Below are 17,737 nucleotides of genomic sequence, written 5' to 3'. Positions count from 1 at the left end.
GAGCCTTATCAGAGTTGACGTAAGCGGCCAAACAGTTCGGCCCATTCACTTTGCTCGCGCCAGAAGACCGGGGGCTGACCGAGAGGGGCGGCAACGGTCACTTCGCCACCCTGATAGCGTTCTCCGGTCCAGGCATTGACCCAGTTATCCTGCGGCAGGTACAGCGTCCAGTCGCTGCGGCCCTCTTCATACACAGGCGCAACCAGCAGATCGCGGCCGAACAGATACTGATATTTCAGCGTGTAGGTATGGGCGTCATCTTCGTAATGCAGGAAGAGAGGGCGCATTACCGGCAGGCCAGACTGGGCGTTCCGGGATACGGCATCTTTGATGTAAGGCTTAAGGGTCGTGAAGACGGTGGTCATACGGGCGAAATGGGCGATGGTTTCAGCATCGCTGTCAAACTGCCAGTTATCGCCGGGGCGATTGCCTTCGTGGGTGCGCATCATGGGGGTAAAGGCGCTGAAATCGCACCAGCGCAACAGCAACTCTTTGCTGCGCTTCATCTCAAAGAGCGTGGTGTAACCGCCAATGTCGCTATGGTGCAGACCGTGCCCGGTCATCGCCAGGGAGAGCGCCGCCGGGATCACCGAGGCCAGGCCATCGTCCAGACTCCAGTCTACGTTCTGATCGCCTGCCCACATCATCAGGGAGTGTTTCTGGCTGCCGGTATAGCCTGCCCGCATAAAGAACAGGACCTCCCCGAGCTTGCCGGTCTCTTCCAGCGCTTCGTAGTTACATTTTGCCCACAGCGCAGGCCAGGCGTTATGCATAATCTCCGCGCTGACGCCGTTGTGCAGGAAGGTATCGGTCGGCAGATATTCGCCGAAGTCGGCCATCCAGCCGCCGCATCCGAGTTCGATCAGATTCTTTTTGATGACCTCTTTGTACCAGGCGTAAGCCTCCGGATTGGTCAGATCGATGACGCCTGCATAAAATTCACCAAACTCAACGTGATAATCTTTTCCCTCGGCATCTTTGGTGACATACCCGCGTTCAGACGCCTCTTCGCACAAGTCACGGTCGCTGGCGACGTACGGGTTGATATAGGAAAGATACTGCACGCCTTCGCGCTTCCACTGCGGAATACGATCATCCAGCTGCGGATAAAGCTCGCTGTTCCATTTCCAGTTCCACATCACGCGCTTGCCGAATGAGGTCATGCGGATGCCGGACCAGTCCTGTGCCCAAATCCCGTTAACCTTCACGCCACCGTTGCGCATGGTGTCCAGCTTTTGCTGACACACGTCGGTACCGCCCTGAATCCCCAGCGTTACGCCATCGTATACCCAGTCCGGCAGTTCAGGCTGACGGCCCAGCAGCCCGGTCAATTTTTCCAGCAGATCGACATAGGTTTCCGCGCAGTCGAAGCGCAGCGTCGCGTTATCTTCCCAGAAGGCCAGTTCGTGGTACGCCGGGGCGCTGAAGTCAAAATTCATATAGCAGCTGTTATCAACGTGGCAGTAATACTTCTGCGTGCTGACAAAGGTTGGCTGAGGGAAGAAGGTCCAGTAATAATCGCCGCCCGCATTCTCTTTGCAGTCGGCCTGCCAGGTGACATAGGTCTGTTTGTTACGTCCCACGCCCTGTTCACTGGTCCACAGCGGGAAGGGTTTACCGCGCAAATCGAAATACGAGAACTGCTCGCCACAGCCGTAGATATGATCCTCAGGCTCTGCCGCCAGCCGCAGCCAGATGCGGTTATGGCTGGCGGCGTCGTTTTTGAGCTTTATTTCAAGCCGGCCCCGATCGTCTGCCCCGACAAGCAGCGTGGCACTCACCGTATCGCCACGGGTAAAGCGAATCGCCCAGCCGTTTTGCTGGTGGGTGACGGTCGCCTCGGTCAGCGCGATTTTTTCGTTCAGCTTATCCTTGATGCTGAAGTTGCCGCGAAACATCTCAATATCCGCCACGCCGGTGCCGATCCACAGGCAGGGCGCGTCATCGGTATGGGCCAAAATCAGCCGGTTTTGCCAGCGTAACGTAAAGCCATTGTCGAGCGTGGTCAGGTTTACATCATGTAGGGTAGTCATAAGATCTCCATCGTTTCGGGAGTAATGTTATTTGGCCTGGCTGTCGAGTAGCCCGGCGGCGACCGCAGGCGCCAGCCCTGGTGCGAGCGGCAGGCGAGGGATCACCAGACAGTGCAGAAGATGGTAGATATCCTGTTTGCCATCCCAGACTTTGGTCGTCACCTCGTTATGAATATCCAGTTCCTGCCACCATGATCCGTTTTCGTAATCCATCAGATATTTAATGCAGTAATCCCACCATTTCTGATACCAGGCCTCGTACTGCGGATCGCCGGTAACGGTGTAGAGCGCATAGGCCGTGCCCATAGCCTCAACAATCGGCCAGCGCACACGTTCACGCACAATTGGTTTACCGTCCCAGTCGACGGAATAGACAAACCCGTCCGCGCCGTCCGGTGCCCAGGCGTCACGGATCGTGGCGTGGAACAACCCTTTCGCATCTTCCAGCAGCCATGCAGGGGGCGTTTCAAAACGGGCTTCCAGCGCGGCGCGCAGATGCAGCATCAGACGGCCCCACTCGATCCAGTGGCCCGGCGTCCCGCCGTAGGCACGGAAACGGTGCGCAGGGTTGTCTTTGTTGTAATCGCGGATGGGGTTCCAGTGAGTGTCGAAATGCTCATTCACGCGGTACTCCCCCTTGCGGGCGACATCGTGAATAATCACCGACGCAATGCGCAGGGCGCGATCGAGCCATTTACGATCGTGCGTCACGTCATAGACGATCAGGAACGCTTCGACCGCGTGCATATTGGCATTGCCCCCGCGGTAATTCTCGGTTTTACTGAAGGCTTCGTCCCAGGATTCCAGGCACATTTGTTCCTGTTCACTCCAGAAATATTTCTCGATAACGGCGATGGCCTCATCGAGCAGCGGGCGGGCGTCAGGATGACCGGTGGTGACCGCACTGGCGGCACCCAGCAGGACGAAGAAATGCTGGTAACCCTGTTTAGAAGCATCGACCACGCCTTCATCATTGACGCAGGCGTACCAGCCGCCGTACTGCGGATCGCGCAGCGCGCCGTTCAGGGTTTTAATCCCATGATCGACCAGCGCATAGGCGCCGGGGCGACCCATTCCGGCGGCTACCGCGTAGACGTGCAGCATGCGGGCGGTGATCCACAGATGCGTGCCCATATCGCTTCGCACCTGGCCGTTATTGCCCAGCCAGCCAAAGCCGGTCGGCACGGCGGCGTTTTTACCAAAATCCAGAATGCGGTCGGTCTCTTGTTCGAGCCAGCGGTTGTGGCTCAGGGTGTTAAACCATTTCATAGTCTTGTCCTTCTTTAGCGGCGAGCCATCATTTCGTCGACGATCTCACCCAATCGCTGCAATTTCGGCACAGAAATATCGCGCAGCATCAGTTCGGTATCCGGCAGGCCCACCACGGAAGACCACACGGCGCGCCCGGCGAGGAAGCCAGAAGCGCCTGCCTGCATCGCCACGCTGACCGCACGCGGGAAAAGCTTCTCATCGACACCGGAGGAGAGAATCACCCACGGCATGTTGATCTGCTCATTCAGCGTCTGCGAAGCGTTCAGCAGGTCTTGCTGTGTGCCTTTGCCGTAAAGCGGCATTTCAACTTTGTAGAGATCCGCGCCGCTGTCACCCAGCTCTTTTGCCGCCTCGATAATGGCCTGCTCGCGGTCAAACACATCTCCCCGACGCGGCGGGCGTACCACTGGCTCAATAATGCTGAGCAAGCCATTCGCATGGCAAAGCTGGTTAAAGTTGCGCACCATCTCCAGGCGTTGCGCGGGATCTTCGTCGCTACGCCACAGCACCAGCAGCTTGAGCGCTTTGCCGCCGTCGCGTTTCACCGCCTGTGCATCGACATTTTTATCAATCACAACGCTGTCGACCGGGATGCCATTGCCCGGAATAAACGCGTCCGCGGCGACAATCATGGCGCAGCTTTCCGCTATCGCGTTTTGCTCCACCACCTGGCGGTAGCAGAATTGCTGATCGACCAGAATCGCAGAGGCATAGGGTGAGAGGATCTTAGCCGCATTGACTTTGAAATCGGTTAACTGCCCATCGGTCACCGGCGCAGGCACACCCGCAGCGGCAAACATCAGGCGCATCGCTTCACGCTGGTCGACCGCCAGCATGGAAAAACCGCCGGAAGGTCGGGTGATATCTTTCAGGGTGTACGTCGTCATGCAATAGTCCTTTTCTTCATCAGTGTTGGTTGTTCAGCCCGGCGGATGCGCGAACCTGTTCAAGAATGGCGGTCCAGTCTTCGCGACCGCGCCCGGCGGCACGCGCCTGGTTATAAACTTCACGAGAGGCTGCGCCGAGCGGCATGGGAACGTGCAGCTGATTAGCCACGTCCAGCGCAATGCCCAGATCCTTATGCGCAAGGTCGATCATGAACGCCGGAGAAAGATCCCCTTTCAGCACTTTGTTGGGCCACGAGGTGGTGAAATGCCCTTTGCCCGCCGGCGTGCCGCTCATGACCTTAAGCGCCACGTCGAAAGAGAGTCCCAGCGCTTCACACAGCACGGCGGCCTCCGCGGATAATGCGTTCAGGGCAATACTCATGTAGTTATTGATAAGCTTCACGCGGATGCCCATTCCCGGGCCGCCTGCCTCAATTAACTCGTTCCCCATCGCCATCAGCACCGGAGTGGCGCGTTTAACCTGCTGCGACGTACCGCCAGCCAGCAGGAGCAGCGTGCCGGCGATAGCGTGATCGGATGTCCGGCCAACCGGCGCGTCCATCATGCTAAAGCCGCGATCGGCCATCTCAGCGATGAGCTTGTCGGTTTGCAGCGGGTGAATGGTCGACATATCAATGACCAGCGCGTCGCGGGATAAGCCGTCGCACACGCCGTTCTCGCCGAACAACACGGCACGCACCAGATCGCCGTTTGGCAGCATTGTGATGATAAATTCCGCATCTCTGGCGGCATCGGCAGGCGTCGCGGCAGACGTTGCCCCTTTTTCGACCAGCGCCTGAACCGCCTGCGGATTAACGTCGTAAACGTGAAGCGAATGACCTTGTTTGAGCAAATTGCTCGCCATTGGCGCGCCCATTTGTCCCAGACCAATAAATGCAATGTCTGACATGCCTCTCTCCTGCAAATGCGTTATTGTCACAGTTTGTCTATTCGTGAGCGTTTGTGGTGTCTGTTTTTGATCGTATTTGTAATTTATAGTCAAAAAATAGACATGGGTCACTTTTTAAACATTTGATGAAATTAAAATGGTCACATTCATTTGAGGGAAGGAATCACCATGGCTCGAATCGCTTGTGTTGGCATCACCGTGCTGGATCGCATCTGGTATCTCGCTGATTTACCGAAAGAGGGAGGCAAATATGTGGCAAACAATTACACGGAGGTGGGCGGCGGCCCGGCGGCCACTGCGGCGGTGGCTGCGGCGAAACTGGGGTCCGACGTGGACTTTATTGGGCGCGTGGGCGATGACGATACGGGCCACCGGCTCCTCGCGGAGCTGGAGTCCCTGGGAGTAAACACGCGCTTTACCCGGGTCTTTAAGGGGGCACGCTCCTCGCAATCGGCGGTGCTGGTCGATGCCAGTGGCGAACGGATCATCGCCAATTACCCCAGCCCGGACCTTCCTGAAGAAGCGAACTGGCTGCAGGATATCGACTTTTCGCAGTGGGATGTGGTGCTGGCGGACGTACGCTGGCATGACGGGGCAAAACAGGCATTCACCCTGGCTCGTCAGCAAGGGGTGACGACGGTTCTGGATGCGGATATCACCCCGCAGGCGATAACCGATCTGGTTGCCTTAAGCGATCACGCCGCCTTTTCCGCCCCGGGCCTGCAGCGTCTGACGCAGATCGCCGAGGCCGAAAGCGCGCTGAAAAAAGCACAAACGATCACAAATGGACACGTCTACGTTACGCAAGGCAAAGAGGGCTGTTACTGGCTGGAAAAAGGTGCACTGTGTCATCAGCCTGCATTTGCAATCGATGTGGTGGACACCACCGGAGCGGGTGATGTTTTTCACGGCGTACTGGCGGCAGGACTGGCGCAGAATCAGCCCGTGCGTGAGGCGGTTCGCTTCGCCAGCGCCGTCGCGGCGTTGAAATGCACCCGCCCCGGCGGACGGGCGGGAATCCCCGACTGTGATCAAACCCGCTCTTTTTTGTCACTTTTTGTATAAAATGCGGGGCGTGATGGTTTTCAGAGGACAGCCCATGAGCCTTACCGAAATGACCGGTAATCCACGGCACGATCAACTGCTCACGTTGATCGCCGATCGTGGCTACATGAACATTGATGAACTGGCGCAACTGCTGGATGTCTCAACGCAAACGGTGCGGCGTGATATTCGCAAGCTCAGCGAGCAGGGATTGATTACGCGCCATCACGGCGGCGCGGGTCGTGCGTCCAGCGTGGTGAATACGGCGTTTGAACAGCGTGAAGTCTCTCTGACCGAGGAGAAACGGGCGATCGCCGAAGCCATTGCGGATTACATCCCCGACGGTTCAACGATTTTCATCACCATTGGCACCACGGTAGAACACGTGGCGCGGGCCCTGCTGAACCATAACCATCTGCGCATTATCACCAACAGTTTGCGGGTGGCGCATATTCTCTATAAAAATCCGCGATTTGAAGTGATGGTGCCGGGCGGCACGCTGCGGGCGCATAACGGCGGCATTATTGGCCCTGCCGCCACGGCTTTTGTTTCCGGTTTTCGGGCCGATTATCTGGTGACCAGCGTCGGGGCCATTGAACCCGACGGTGCAATGATGGAGTTTGACGTGAATGAAGCCAGCGTCGTAAAAACGATGATGGCCCACGCCCGGCATATATTACTGGCGGCCGATCATACAAAATATCATGCGTCCGCCGCCGTCGAGATTGGCAACGTTTCCCAGGCGACCGCCTTGTTTACCGATGAACTTCCCGGCACCGCCTTGCAAACCCTTCTCAGAAACAGCCATGTTGAGCTGGTGGAAGTCAGTTCCAGCGACGAACAACAGGCAGGATAATCTCCCCGACAGACAGGCCCGGTTCACACCGCACCGGGTTTTTTGCTCTCTTTCTCTAAGCTGAATCTGGCGCATAGCCAAAGCTTATCTTTCCCGCTACAGTTATTTCTCCACGGAGCGAAGGGGATAAACATGCTTTATATCTTTGACTTAGGAAATGTCATCGTCGATATCGATTTCAATCGCGTGCTGGGGGCCTGGAGCGATTTCGGCCGTGTCCCGCTGGCGACGCTTAAACAAAATTTCACCATGGGTGACGCCTTCCATCAGCATGAACGCGGTGAAATCAGCGACGAAGCGTTTGCGCAGGCGATCTGCCATGAGCTGGAATTACCGCTGAGCTATGAACAGTTCTCCCATGGCTGGCAGGCGGTGTTTGTCGGTCTGCGTCCCGAGGTGATCGACATCATGCATAAACTGCGTGAGCAGGGGCATCGCGTGGTGGTTCTGTCCAACACCAACCGACTTCATACCACCTTCTGGCCGGATGAATACCCGGAAATCCGTGCCGCAGCGGATAAAATTTACCTCTCCCAGGAGATGGGGATGCGCAAACCCGAAGCGCGAATTTACCAGGAACTTCTGCGTGCCGAAGGTTTTACCGCCTCGGATGCGGTCTTTTTCGACGACAATGCCGATAATATAGAGGGCGCTAACCAGTTGGGTATCACCTCCATTCTGGTGACCGGAAAAGAGACGATACCGAACTATTTTGCGAAGCAGGTATGTTAAAAAACGTTCATCAAAAAGCGTCACATCATTCTCGCCCGTTCAGGGCCTGGATAAAACTGCTCTGGCAACGCATTGATGAGGACAACATGACCACGCTGGCGGGGAATCTCGCTTACGTGTCGTTGCTCTCATTAGTGCCGCTGGTGGCGGTCATTTTTGCGCTGTTCGCCGCATTTCCGATGTTTTCAGAAGTCAGCGTACAGCTGCGGCATTTTGTTTTTGCGAACTTTATGCCGGCGACAGGGGATGTCATCCAGCGCTATATCGAACAGTTTGTCGCGAACTCCAGCAAGATGACCGCGGTGGGCGCGTGCGGGCTTATCGTGACCGCGCTGCTGTTGATGTATGCCATCGATAGCGCGCTGAACACCATCTGGCGCAGCAAAAAAGTGCGACCAAAAGTATACTCCTTTGCCGTCTACTGGATGATTCTCACGCTCGGGCCACTGCTTGCCGGGGCCAGTCTTGCTATCAGCTCCTATTTGCTTTCCCTGCGTTGGGCCAGCGAACTCAACACGGTGATTGATAACGTGCTGAGGCTCTTTCCGCTCATTTTGTCGTGGCTCTCGTTCTGGCTGCTGTACAGCGTGGTGCCCACCACTCGCGTGCCTAATCGGGATGCCATGACGGGCGCGCTGGTGGCCGCCATTTTATTTGAACTGGGTAAAAAAGGGTTCGCCCTCTATATCACCATGTTCCCTTCTTATCAGCTGATCTATGGCGTACTTGCCGTCGTGCCGATTCTGTTCGTCTGGGTCTACTGGACCTGGTGCATCGTCTTGCTTGGGGCAGAAATAACTGTCACTCTCGGGGAGTACCGCAAACTCAAAGAAGCCGCAGAACAAGAAGAAGCAGACCAACCATGATTGCATTGATTCAACGCGTAACCCGTGCCAGCGTCACCGTGGAGGATGAGGTGACGGGTGAAATTGGCCCAGGACTTTTGGTGCTATTAGGTGTCGAAAAGGAAGATGACGAACAGAAAGCCAACCGCTTATGTGAGCGCGTGCTGGGCTATCGTATCTTCAGCGATGCTGACGGAAAGATGAATCTCAACGTCCAGCAGGCCGGGGGCAGTGTGCTGGTGGTGTCCCAGTTTACCCTCGCTGCAGATACCGGGCGCGGAATGCGTCCTGGCTTTTCCAGAGGCGCTGAACCCGAACGTGCAGAAGCCCTCTACGAATACTTTGTTGAGCGCTGTCGTCAACAGAATACGCCTACACAAACCGGACGATTCGCTGCGGATATGCAGGTGTCGCTGGTGAACGATGGCCCCGTCACATTCTGGCTCCAGGTATGAGCCAACTGGCGGCAAGGCCGCGGGTAACAAGAGAGAGTACAGCTATGTATCACCTTCGAGTACCGCAAACGGAAGAAGAGTTAGAAGCCTATTACCAGTTCCGCTGGGAGATGCTGCGTAAGCCATTACATCAGCCGAAAGGATCTGAACGCGACGCCTGGGACGCAATGGCCCATCATCAGATGGTGGTGGATGAAGAGGGTAATCTGGTCGCCGTCGGGCGGTTATATATCAATGCCGATTATGAAGCCTCGATCCGCTTTATGGCGGTTCACCCCAGCGTGCAGGATAAAGGGCTGGGAACGCTGATGGCGATGACGCTCGAATCCGTCGCCCGTCAGGAAGGGGTCAAACGCGTCACCTGTAGCGCCCGCGAAGACGCCGTGGAATTTTTCTCGAAGCTTGGATTTGTGAACGAAGGTGAAATCACCGCGCCGCAAACCACGCCGATCCGCCACTTTTTGATGATCAAACCCATCGCCTCGCTCGACGATATCCTCCATCGCGGCGACTGGTGCGGGCAACTGCAACAAGCGTGGTATCAGCACATCCCGCTCAGTGAAAAAATGGGTGTGCGTATCCTGCAATACACCGGACAGAAATTTATCACCACCATGCCGGAAGTGGGCAATCAAAACCCGCACCATACCCTGTTTGCCGGCAGCCTCTTTTCCCTTGCAACGCTAACCGGCTGGGGGCTTATCTGGCTGATGCTGCGTGAACGCCATCTCGGCGGCACCATTATTCTGGCCGATGCCCACATTCGCTACAGCGCGCCGATCAGCGGCAAGCCGAGCGCGGTGGCCGATCTTGGCGCACTGGGCGGCGATCTCGACCGCCTGGCGCGCGGCCGCAAAGCGCGCGTGCAGATGCAGGTTGAGCTGTTTGGCGATGAAACCCCGGGCGCGGTATTTGAAGGCACCTATATTGTTTTACCTGCGAAGCCCTATGGCGCGTATGAAGAGGGGGGTAACGAGGAGGAGTAGCTTCTGGAAAGCGGCTCGCAAAAATGTGAACTGTATAAAGAAGTCGCTTTAACCTCACCTTTAAAAGGAGTATTTTGCCTGAAATTTAACCATGGATGATATACTGGAGTGATATATGAGTCTCATGGCGGAACGTGATATGGGCAGAATACTGATTGATTTGTCTGACGATGTTATCCAGCGGCTGGATAACCTCAAACAATTGCGCAATCAGCCCCGCGCTGAATTGCTGCGAGAAGCAATAGAGTTATACCTCGACCAACAAAACTCATCGGTTATTCGCAAGGCTCTGGGTCTGTGGAGCGACCAGCAAGAAGATGGGCTTGAGTATGAACGCAAGATGCGAGAGGAGTGGTAGTCATGCAGCACATGGCAGTGTTTGATACCAACATCCTGATCGATCTTTTCAATAATCGCCATGAGGCTGCGGACGCATTAGATAACACCGCTTCGCACTGTGCGATTAGCTTAATCACCTGGATGGAAGTGATGGTAGGCGCTCGCAAATATGGTCAAGAAGCTAAAACAGCGGCGGTGATGGGAGCGTTTGAGATTATCGATGTGTCACGAGAGATCGCACAGAGGAGTGTTTTACTTCGCGTTCAGCACGGTATGAAACTGCCGGATGCCATTATACTGGCCACTGCTCAAATCAAACATTGCGCGCTCATTTCACGCAATACCAAGGATTTCGCAGGCATTGACGGCGTGTTTTCGCCTTATCAACTGTAGGCCGGGCAAGCTTGCGCCGCCCGGCATTATCACAGCAGACTACTCCCCTTCACCCGGGAACAGGAACGGGTTAATAGAACTGCGGGCAAAGCCCTCTTGTTCCATATGCGCGTCCAGCACCAGCGTGGCGAGATCGTCAGCGACGGCTTCCACTTTCGGGTCCTTTTCCTGATACAAAATCTTCAGGTAGGTCCCGCAGTCACCGCAGCTTTCCGCTTTTACTGCCGCGTTTTCGTTTTCCAGCGACCAGTAGTTCAGGTCACGGGTCTGCTCGCAGTTGCTGCATTTGATGCGCACCACGTGCCACTCTGTTTCACACAGGTTGCAGTGCAGGTAACGCAGCCCTTGCGTGGTGCCGATCTGTACCATGCTGGTCACCGGCATTGAGCCACAAACCGGGCAGAACTGGCGCGCTTCGCCGTACTCGGCGCGGGCTTTACCGGGGATCAGACTCGCCATCTGCGCCCAGTAAAGCGACAGGGCGGCCCAGATAAACGGCGCTTTATCGCTGCTCACCAGGGCGAAGTCGGCGGCGAACAGCGCGTTCGCCATCTCTTCCAGCTCCAGCTCAGACGCTTTTTCCAGATTCTCAATGACCGCCAGCGCAGGGCCGCTCATCTCCGGTTTCAGCTCGGCAATCAGCGAATGCAGCAGCTTATGCCAGTGCTTGTCACGCGGCAGAACGTGGATATCCAGCGGCGGCTTGCCCTGCTCGTTCGCTTCTTTGATGCGCGCCGTCAGGTCGATTTGCAGCGGGTGGTCATACAGCACCACTTCCTGCGCATGGGCAATCAGCGCGGCGAAACGTAGAAAATCGCCAAGCGGGTTGTTCTCAGCCAGCTCGCGCAGACGCTCTGCGCGGCGGTTATACAGGTTCTTGAGTCTGGGGAATAACAGCGGCGGAATATATTCCGCCGTGCGTTTCTCGCTCGACCCCAGCTCATCTTGCGGGATTATGCGAATACTCATTCAGTTTTCTTTTCCGTTGTCTTGCGGACTTCACGGTACCAGCGCGGGTGATGTTTCTTCGCCCACGTTTTGGTCACCCATCCCTCCACCATCGCGGTAATAGTGCCTTTCACCCAAAGGGCGGCGTAGATATGCACCATGATAACCACAATTAACGCCACTGCGGCAAATGAATGCAGCATCAGCGCAAATCGGATCACCGGGATTGAGAAAGCAGGCGCAAAGTACGGACGCCAGATGATCACGCCGCTCACCAGCAACAGGACCAGGAAGATAATCGCCGCCCAGAATACGCATTTCTGACCGAAGTTATAACGCCCGGTATCACCCACTTCCTCGTTGACGATGATCTTACGAATATTCTTCGCCCAAAAGATATCATCCCGATTGATTAGATTATGGTGCCAGTAACGGAAAAACATGATGATAAACGAGGCAAACATAATGACGCCGACAAACGGGTGCAGAATTCGCGCCAGCTGTGGTGTCCCCATGATCTGCATCAGCCAGTTAAAGGAGGGGAAGAAGAACCCCAGCCCGCTTATCGCCGCCAGCATGAAGCAGAAGGCGGTGACCCAGTGGTTGATACGTTCCGGCGCGGTGTAGCGCACGATGGTGTCACGTCGTTTCATTTGCGCACCTCGTCTTTCTCTTCATGCAGGTTATCGTCTTCCTCTTCCGCACGGTTCGGACCGACACCGACGTAGTGGAAGATGCTGGCGGCGAAGGTAGCCGCAAACCCGACCGCTGCCAGCGGTTTCCAGATGCCTTTCCAGAACTTCACGGTCGCGCTGATTTCCGGGTTCTCCGGCAGGCCGTGATACAGATTCGGCTTGTCGGCATGGTGCAGCACGTACATCACGTGCGTACCGCCAACGCCAGACGGATCGTACAGGCCCGCATTATCGTAACCACGGGTTTTCAGCTCGCCCACGCGCTCTGCTGCCAGCGTTTTCATGTCCTCTTTGGAGCCAAAATGGATGGCGCCGGTTGGGCATGTTTTCACGCAGGCAGGTTCCTGGCCCACGGTCACACGGTCGACGCACAGCGTACATTTGTAGACGCGGTTATCTTCCGGGTTCAGGCGCGGTACGTCGAATGGACAGCCCGCAATGCAGTAGCCGCAGCCAATACACTGTTCAGACTGGAAGTCGACGATGCCGTTGGCATACTGAATGATAGCGCCTTCTGACGGACACGCCTTCAGGCAGCCCGGGTCCGCACAGTGCATACAGCCATCTTTGCGGATCAGCCATTCCAGTTTGTCGTTTTGTTCCACTTCCGAGAAACGCATCACCGTCCAGGACTTGGCGGTCAAATCGGCGGGGTTATCGTACACCCCGACGTTGTGACCGACTTCGTCACGCAGGTCGTTCCACTCCGAGCAGGCCACCTGACAGGCTTTACAGCCGATACAGGTAGTCACGTCGATAAGCTTCGCCACTTCCTGCTGGTGGTCCCGCGCCTGAGGCGCGGGGGTGAAACTGTTAGTCGCGGAACGACGGATAATATCTTGCGATTGATAAGCCATAATTCGTCTCCGCTATACCTTTTCCACGTTCACAAGGAAGGCCTTAAATTCCGGCGTCTGCGTGTTCGCATCACCGACGAACGGCGTCAGGGTGTTTGCAATAAACCCTTTCTTCGCCACGCCCTCGTAACCCCAGTGAATCGGGATGCCGATGGTATCCACCTGCTGGCCGTGAACGTTCAGCGTGCGAATACGCTTGGTCACCACCGCCTTGGCCTTGATATAGCCGCGGTTAGAGGAGACCTTCACGGTATCGCCATGGGCAATGCCGAGCTTGTTCGCCAGCTTTTCGCCGATCTCCACAAACTGTTCCGGCTGCGCAATAGCGTTAAGCAGCGCGTGCTTGGTCCAGTAGTGGAAATGCTCGGTCAGACGGTACGTGGTACCCACATACGGGAACTTGTCTTTTTTACCCAGCGCCTCGAAATCGCCTTTGAAGATACGGGCGGCGGGGTTAGAGACCACGTTCGGGTGTAGCGGGTTAGTGCCCAGCGGCGTCTCAAACGGCTCGTAGTGTTCCGGGAACGGACCTTCCGCCATCTTATCGATAGCAAACAGGCGGCCCATCCCTTCAGGCTGCATGATAAACGGCCCGACATCGCTGCCCGGAGGAGCAGTGCTGTAGTCCGGAATATCCACGCCGCCCCATTTCGCGCCGTCCCACTTAAGGAGCTGACGCTTCGGATCCCACGGATTACCCTGCGGGTCAGCGGAAGCACGGTTATAAAGAATGCGGCGGTTCAGCGGCCATGACCAGGCCCAGCCCAGCGTATTGCCAAGGCCTGACGGGTCGGCGTTATCGCGGTTGGCCATCTGGTTGCCTTTCGGCGTCCAGCTACCGGCAAAGATCCAGCAGCCGCTGGAGGTCGTGCCGTCATCACGCAGGTGCGCGAAGGTGCTCAGCTGATCGCCTTTCTTCGCCAGTACCACACCGGTGGCCGGGTCAATGACATCCGCCAGCGCTTTACCGTTGCTCTCCATCGCCACTTCTTCCGGCGCAGGGTTTTCCGGCGTCGAGTAGTTCCAGGTCATGTTCAACACCGGTTCCGGGTTCGCGCCGCCTTCTGTCGCATACATCTTACGCAGGCGTAAGAAAATACCGGCCAGGATCTCGCCGTCATTCATGGCGATACCCGGGGCGTCCGCACCTTTCCAGTGCCACTGCAGCCAGCGACCGGAGTTAACGATAGAGCCGTTCTCTTCCGCGAAGCAGGTGGAAGGCAGACGGAACACTTCGGTCTGAATCTTCGACGGATCGACGTCATTCGACTCACCGTGGTTCTGCCAGAAGGTCGACGTCTCGGTGTTGAGCGGATCAATCGTGACCAGGAACTTCAGCTTCGACAGCGACTCAACCACCTTATTCTTGTTCGGGAACGACGCGACGGGGTTGAAGCCCTGGCAGATATAGCCGTTGACCTGGCCCTGATGCATCATCTCGAAGTACTGCAGAACGTCATAACCTTTGTCCCACTTTGGCAACCAGTCAAAGCCCCAGCTGTTTTCCGCTGTCGCTTTGTCACCGAAGAAGGCTTTCATCATGGAGACGAAGAACTTCGGATAGTTACCCCAGTAGTTAACCTGGCCTTCGAGCAGCGGTTTTGGCGTGCTGGCCGTGAGGTAGGTTTGCAGGTCGGTCTGTTTTTCGCTTGGCAGGTTCATGTAACCGGTCAGGCTTTGTGACAGCAGGCCGAGGTCGGTCAGACCCTGAATGTTGGAGTGACCGCGCAGGGCGTTCACGCCGCCGCCTGCCATCCCCATGTTGCCGAGCAGCAGTTGCACCATCGCCATGGTACGGATGTTCTGTGCGCCGATGGAGTGTTGCGTCCAGCCGAGCGCGTACAGGAACGACGCGGTTTTATCTTTCGCGCTGGTTTCGGCAATGTATTCGCATACTTTCAGGAAATCAGCCTTCGGCGTACCGCAGATGTTTTCGACAACATCAGGCGTATAGCGGGAAACGTGCTCTTTCAGCAAGTTCCACACGCAGCGTGGGTGCTGCAGGGTGGTATCGCGCTTCGCAAAGCCTTTTTCATCCAGCTCATAGTTCCAGCTGGTTTTGTCATACTTGCGTTTTTCGGCGTCATAACCGCTGAACAAACCGTCATCAAAGCTGTAGTCCTCACGCACGATCAGGCTGGCGTTGGTGTAAGCCTCAGTATATTCACGGTTATATTTTTCATTGGTCATCAGGTACAGCAATACGCCTGACAGGAAAGTGATGTCAGTACCTGAACGAATAGGGGTGTAGAAATCCGCCACTGACGCCGTACGCGTAAAGCGGGGATCGATCACAATCAGTTTCGCACCGTTGTGGATTTTGGCTTCCATCGCCCAGCGGAACCCGACAGGGTGCGCTTCAGCGGCGTTACCGCCCATCACCACAATAAGGTTGGCGTTCTTGATGTCGACCCAGTGGTTGGTCATCGCACCGCGACCAAATGTTGGAGCAAGACTTGCTACCGTTGGTCCGTGTCAGACACGCGCCTGGTTGTCGACCGCGAGCATACCGAGTGCGCGCGTGAATTTCTGGGTTAAATATCCGGTTTCGTTACTGGAGGCAGACGCACACAGCATACCGGTGGAGAGCCAGCGGTTGACCGTAACGCCTTCCGCGTTTTGGGCCACAAAGTTCGCGTCGCGGTCTTCTTTAATCAGTTTAGCGATGCGGTCAAAGGCTTGTTCCCAGCTGATTTGCTGCCACTTATCAGAACCTGGCGCGCGATATTCCGGGAATTTCAGGCGGCTTTCAGAGTGGATAAAGTCCACCAGTCCTGCCCCTTTCGGGCACAGCGCGCCGCGGTTGACCGGATGATCCGGATCCCCTTCGATGTGGAAGATGGATGCTTTGGCGTTTTTCGCACCGTCGCCCAGGCTATACATCAATAGCCCACAGCCGACGGAGCAATATGTGCAGGTATTACGGGTTTCGCGGGTGCGCAGCAGTTTGTACTGCCGCGTTTCCGCCAGCGCTACGCCTGGAGCAAAGCCCAGTGCCGCCGCCGTCGTGCCTGCCATACCGCCAGCGCAGATCTTAAAGAACTGCCTTCTGCTGACCTGCATGGGTCACTCCTTGTTTCATTTCGACATTGCCACCCTGATATCTCGCGCCGCAGGGAACGGGGCTGCCCAGGTTCATCCACGAGGATTCACTGCGTAGCCGGCTTCCTGCCATGCGAATTATTTTGGGTCATTATTGTTTTACTCTACGGTTAAGGTTTAACCGTAAAGACGAAAATTTGAGTTATACCCTCAATTCTGCGAGGGGTATGGCGCAGAATACCACAATGTCGGTATGCCTGTTCCAACGGCGTTAAAACAAAGTGAACGTATTATCACTGTGATGATTATAAAGTGTGACATCAATCACAAAAATACCCCTGACTGTTAAAGGGATGTTTCTGCGAATCAGTTGTGCCTCTACTGAATGAGTAGGTACACTGACAGGAAAGGGTTGCTGAAAAGTTGATCCATACTATGCGCAAGGCATGCCATTTATGTTGCAATAGCAGGCCTCACCCACGTGGTTGCTCAGGAATACCGTTGTGCCGAAACAAAATCGTGATATCCAGCCTTCACCCTTACCTGTAGGTGTTGTGGAACATTGGGTTCACAGACCCCCTTCTGTCACGCTTGCCACCCCCGATTTTCTGGCGGAGGAGGTGCCCGTTGCACTGGTTTACAACGGCATATCCCATGTGGTGATGATGGCCTCGCCGAAGGATCTCGAGCTTTTTGCCATCGGCTTTTCGCTTTCGGAAGGCATCATTGCCCACCCGAATGAGATCTTCGGGATGGACGTGGTGAAAGTCTGCAACGGTCTGGAAGTGCAGATTGAGCTTTCCAGCCGCCGCTTTATGGGATTGAAAGAGCGGCGTCGCGCCCTGGCAGGCCGAACCGGCTGCGGCGTGTGTGGCGTTGAGCAACTGAACGATATTGGCAAGCCGATCGTTCCGCTGCCGTTTACGCAAACCTTTAATCTCCGCCATCTCGATCGCGCGCTGACCCATCTCAACGACGTTCAGCCGATTGGTCATCTTAGCGGTTGCACGCACGCTGCGGCCTGGGTGTTACCGTCGGGTGAGATTGCGGGCGGTCATGAAGATGTCGGGCGACACGTGGCGCTGGATAAGCTGCTGGGACGTCGCGCCGGGGAAAGTGAAAGCTGGCGACAGGGCGCCGCGCTGGTTTCCAGCCGTGCGAGCTATGAGATGGTGCAAAAAGCGGCGATGTGTGGCGTCGAAATTCTGTTTGCGGTCTCTGCGGCCACCACGCTGGCGGTCGAAGTGGCCCAGCGTTGTAATCTGACGCTTGCCGGATTCTGTAAGCCCGGAAAGGTCACGATTTATACCCATCCTCAGCGCTTTAATATTGATCAGTAAATTTGAATGAAGTGAGCAAATCCTTCCGCTATCAGTTGTGCGTGATGAAGCCTATTATTATCACATCAAGGCAAAACGCCTTATCCAAACAACTTAATGAAAG

At 55.9% G+C, this 17,737-nt stretch carries 17 protein-coding genes; 9 read left to right on the top strand and 8 right to left on the bottom strand.

All coding sequences use genetic code 11. The annotated features are described in order from the left end of the window. Positions 1-8: 8 nt before the first annotated feature. The 4 genes from LZP96_RS19345 to yihU are packed head-to-tail and all read right to left on the bottom strand — an operon-like array spanning position 9 to position 5,102. Positions 9-2,033, bottom strand: coding sequence for an alpha-glucosidase (locus tag LZP96_RS19345; RefSeq protein ID WP_064328025.1), 2,025 nt, complete (start codon positions 2,031-2,033; stop codon positions 9-11). Between the two features lie 27 nt (positions 2,034-2,060). Continuing rightward, on the bottom strand, positions 2,061-3,302 hold the full coding sequence (gene yihS, locus LZP96_RS19340; protein ID WP_064328024.1) for a sulfoquinovose isomerase: 1,242 nt from the start codon (positions 3,300-3,302) through the stop codon (positions 2,061-2,063). A 14-nt stretch (positions 3,303-3,316) separates the two neighbouring features. Next, positions 3,317-4,192: a sulfofructosephosphate aldolase gene (yihT, locus tag LZP96_RS19335; RefSeq protein WP_064328023.1), complete on the bottom strand. Its 876-nt coding sequence runs from the start codon at positions 4,190-4,192 to the stop codon at positions 3,317-3,319. A 19-nt stretch (positions 4,193-4,211) separates the two neighbouring features. Then, positions 4,212-5,102 carry a sulfolactaldehyde 3-reductase gene (yihU, locus tag LZP96_RS19330; RefSeq protein WP_064328022.1) on the bottom strand — a complete coding sequence of 297 codons (891 nt, stop codon included), beginning with the start codon at positions 5,100-5,102 and terminating at the stop codon, positions 4,212-4,214. 168 nt (positions 5,103-5,270) lie between these two features. Between yihU and LZP96_RS19325 the strand changes: the two genes are divergently transcribed. The 8 genes from LZP96_RS19325 (at position 5,271) to LZP96_RS19290 (ending at position 10,752) form a co-directional block, all read left to right on the top strand. Beyond that, the gene (locus LZP96_RS19325; protein ID WP_064328021.1) at positions 5,271-6,167 is read left to right on the top strand and encodes a sugar kinase; all 897 of its coding nucleotides are present in this window, start codon (positions 5,271-5,273) and stop codon (positions 6,165-6,167) included. A gap of 34 nt (positions 6,168-6,201) precedes the next feature. Next, entirely contained in the window at positions 6,202-7,002 is an 801-nt protein-coding gene (locus LZP96_RS19320) for a DeoR/GlpR family DNA-binding transcription regulator (protein ID WP_064328020.1), read from the top strand. Positions 7,003-7,134: 132 nt separating this feature from the next. Continuing rightward, a complete protein-coding gene (gene yihX / locus LZP96_RS19315) occupies positions 7,135-7,734 on the top strand; it encodes a glucose-1-phosphatase (protein WP_064328019.1) in 600 nt (199 codons plus the stop codon). Beyond that, entirely contained in the window at positions 7,728-8,600 is an 873-nt protein-coding gene (locus tag LZP96_RS19310; RefSeq protein ID WP_064328018.1) for a virulence factor BrkB family protein, read from the top strand. Before yihX ends, LZP96_RS19310 begins: the two co-directional genes overlap by 7 nt. Then, positions 8,597-9,034: a D-aminoacyl-tRNA deacylase gene (gene dtd / locus LZP96_RS19305; RefSeq protein ID WP_064328017.1), complete on the top strand. Its 438-nt coding sequence runs from the start codon at positions 8,597-8,599 to the stop codon at positions 9,032-9,034. Before LZP96_RS19310 ends, dtd begins: the two co-directional genes overlap by 4 nt. A gap of 44 nt (positions 9,035-9,078) precedes the next feature. After that, positions 9,079-10,020, top strand: coding sequence for a fatty acid biosynthesis protein FabY (fabY, locus tag LZP96_RS19300; RefSeq protein ID WP_064328016.1), 942 nt, complete (start codon positions 9,079-9,081; stop codon positions 10,018-10,020). Between the two features lie 115 nt (positions 10,021-10,135). Further along, entirely contained in the window at positions 10,136-10,378 is a 243-nt protein-coding gene (locus tag LZP96_RS19295; RefSeq protein ID WP_064328015.1) for a ribbon-helix-helix protein, CopG family, read from the top strand. A gap of 2 nt (positions 10,379-10,380) precedes the next feature. Beyond that, entirely contained in the window at positions 10,381-10,752 is a 372-nt protein-coding gene (locus LZP96_RS19290; protein ID WP_064328014.1) for a type II toxin-antitoxin system VapC family toxin, read from the top strand. Positions 10,753-10,791: 39 nt separating this feature from the next. On the opposite strand, the gene fdhE is transcribed toward LZP96_RS19290, so the two are convergent. The 4 genes from fdhE to fdnG are packed head-to-tail and all read right to left on the bottom strand — an operon-like array spanning position 10,792 to position 16,315. Next, positions 10,792-11,721, bottom strand: a complete 930-nt coding sequence (gene fdhE / locus LZP96_RS19285) for a formate dehydrogenase accessory protein FdhE (RefSeq protein ID WP_064328013.1) — start codon at positions 11,719-11,721, stop codon at positions 10,792-10,794. Continuing rightward, the gene (gene fdoI / locus LZP96_RS19280) at positions 11,718-12,353 is read right to left on the bottom strand and encodes a formate dehydrogenase cytochrome b556 subunit (protein WP_064328012.1); all 636 of its coding nucleotides are present in this window, start codon (positions 12,351-12,353) and stop codon (positions 11,718-11,720) included. The genes fdhE and fdoI overlap by 4 nt, the downstream gene beginning before the upstream one ends. After that, entirely contained in the window at positions 12,350-13,252 is a 903-nt protein-coding gene (gene fdxH / locus LZP96_RS19275; protein ID WP_064328011.1) for a formate dehydrogenase subunit beta, read from the bottom strand. Before fdxH ends, fdoI begins: the two co-directional genes overlap by 4 nt. Positions 13,253-13,264: 12 nt before the next feature. Continuing rightward, positions 13,265-16,315 carry a formate dehydrogenase-N subunit alpha gene (fdnG, locus tag LZP96_RS19270; protein ID WP_157685369.1) on the bottom strand — a complete coding sequence of 1,017 codons (3,051 nt, stop codon included), beginning with the start codon at positions 16,313-16,315 and terminating at the stop codon, positions 13,265-13,267. 482 nt (positions 16,316-16,797) lie between these two features. On the opposite strand from fdnG, the gene fdhD reads away from it, so the two are divergent. Further along, positions 16,798-17,634: a formate dehydrogenase accessory sulfurtransferase FdhD gene (gene fdhD / locus LZP96_RS19265; RefSeq protein WP_064328008.1), complete on the top strand. Its 837-nt coding sequence runs from the start codon at positions 16,798-16,800 to the stop codon at positions 17,632-17,634. Positions 17,635-17,737 lie beyond the last annotated feature (103 nt).

The organism is Huaxiibacter chinensis (assembly GCF_022171985.1).
GTDB classification, from domain to species: Bacteria; Pseudomonadota; Gammaproteobacteria; order Enterobacterales; family Enterobacteriaceae; genus Enterobacter; species Enterobacter chinensis_A.
Note: the sequence above shows the minus strand (reverse complement) of the source record. Positions and strands in the feature narration are given on the sequence as shown.

Bases quoted from the DNA above. Each gene is read 5' to 3' on its own strand.
- LZP96_RS19345 (WP_064328025.1), bottom strand. From the start codon at position 2,033: ATGACTACCCTACATGATGTAAACCTGACCACGCTCGACAATGGCTTT.
- yihS (WP_064328024.1), bottom strand. From the start codon at position 3,302: ATGAAATGGTTTAACACCCTGAGCCACAACCGCTGGCTCGAACAAGAG.
- yihT (WP_064328023.1), bottom strand. From the start codon at position 4,192: ATGACGACGTACACCCTGAAAGATATCACCCGACCTTCCGGCGGTTTT.
- yihU (WP_064328022.1), bottom strand. From the start codon at position 5,102: ATGTCAGACATTGCATTTATTGGTCTGGGACAAATGGGCGCGCCAATG.
- LZP96_RS19325 (WP_064328021.1), top strand. From the start codon at position 5,271: ATGGCTCGAATCGCTTGTGTTGGCATCACCGTGCTGGATCGCATCTGG.
- LZP96_RS19320 (WP_064328020.1), top strand. From the start codon at position 6,202: ATGAGCCTTACCGAAATGACCGGTAATCCACGGCACGATCAACTGCTC.
- yihX (WP_064328019.1), top strand. From the start codon at position 7,135: ATGCTTTATATCTTTGACTTAGGAAATGTCATCGTCGATATCGATTTC.
- LZP96_RS19310 (WP_064328018.1), top strand. From the start codon at position 7,728: ATGTTAAAAAACGTTCATCAAAAAGCGTCACATCATTCTCGCCCGTTC.
- dtd (WP_064328017.1), top strand. From the start codon at position 8,597: ATGATTGCATTGATTCAACGCGTAACCCGTGCCAGCGTCACCGTGGAG.
- fabY (WP_064328016.1), top strand. From the start codon at position 9,079: ATGTATCACCTTCGAGTACCGCAAACGGAAGAAGAGTTAGAAGCCTAT.
- LZP96_RS19295 (WP_064328015.1), top strand. From the start codon at position 10,136: ATGAGTCTCATGGCGGAACGTGATATGGGCAGAATACTGATTGATTTG.
- LZP96_RS19290 (WP_064328014.1), top strand. From the start codon at position 10,381: ATGCAGCACATGGCAGTGTTTGATACCAACATCCTGATCGATCTTTTC.
- fdhE (WP_064328013.1), bottom strand. From the start codon at position 11,721: ATGAGTATTCGCATAATCCCGCAAGATGAGCTGGGGTCGAGCGAGAAA.
- fdoI (WP_064328012.1), bottom strand. From the start codon at position 12,353: ATGAAACGACGTGACACCATCGTGCGCTACACCGCGCCGGAACGTATC.
- fdxH (WP_064328011.1), bottom strand. From the start codon at position 13,252: ATGGCTTATCAATCGCAAGATATTATCCGTCGTTCCGCGACTAACAGT.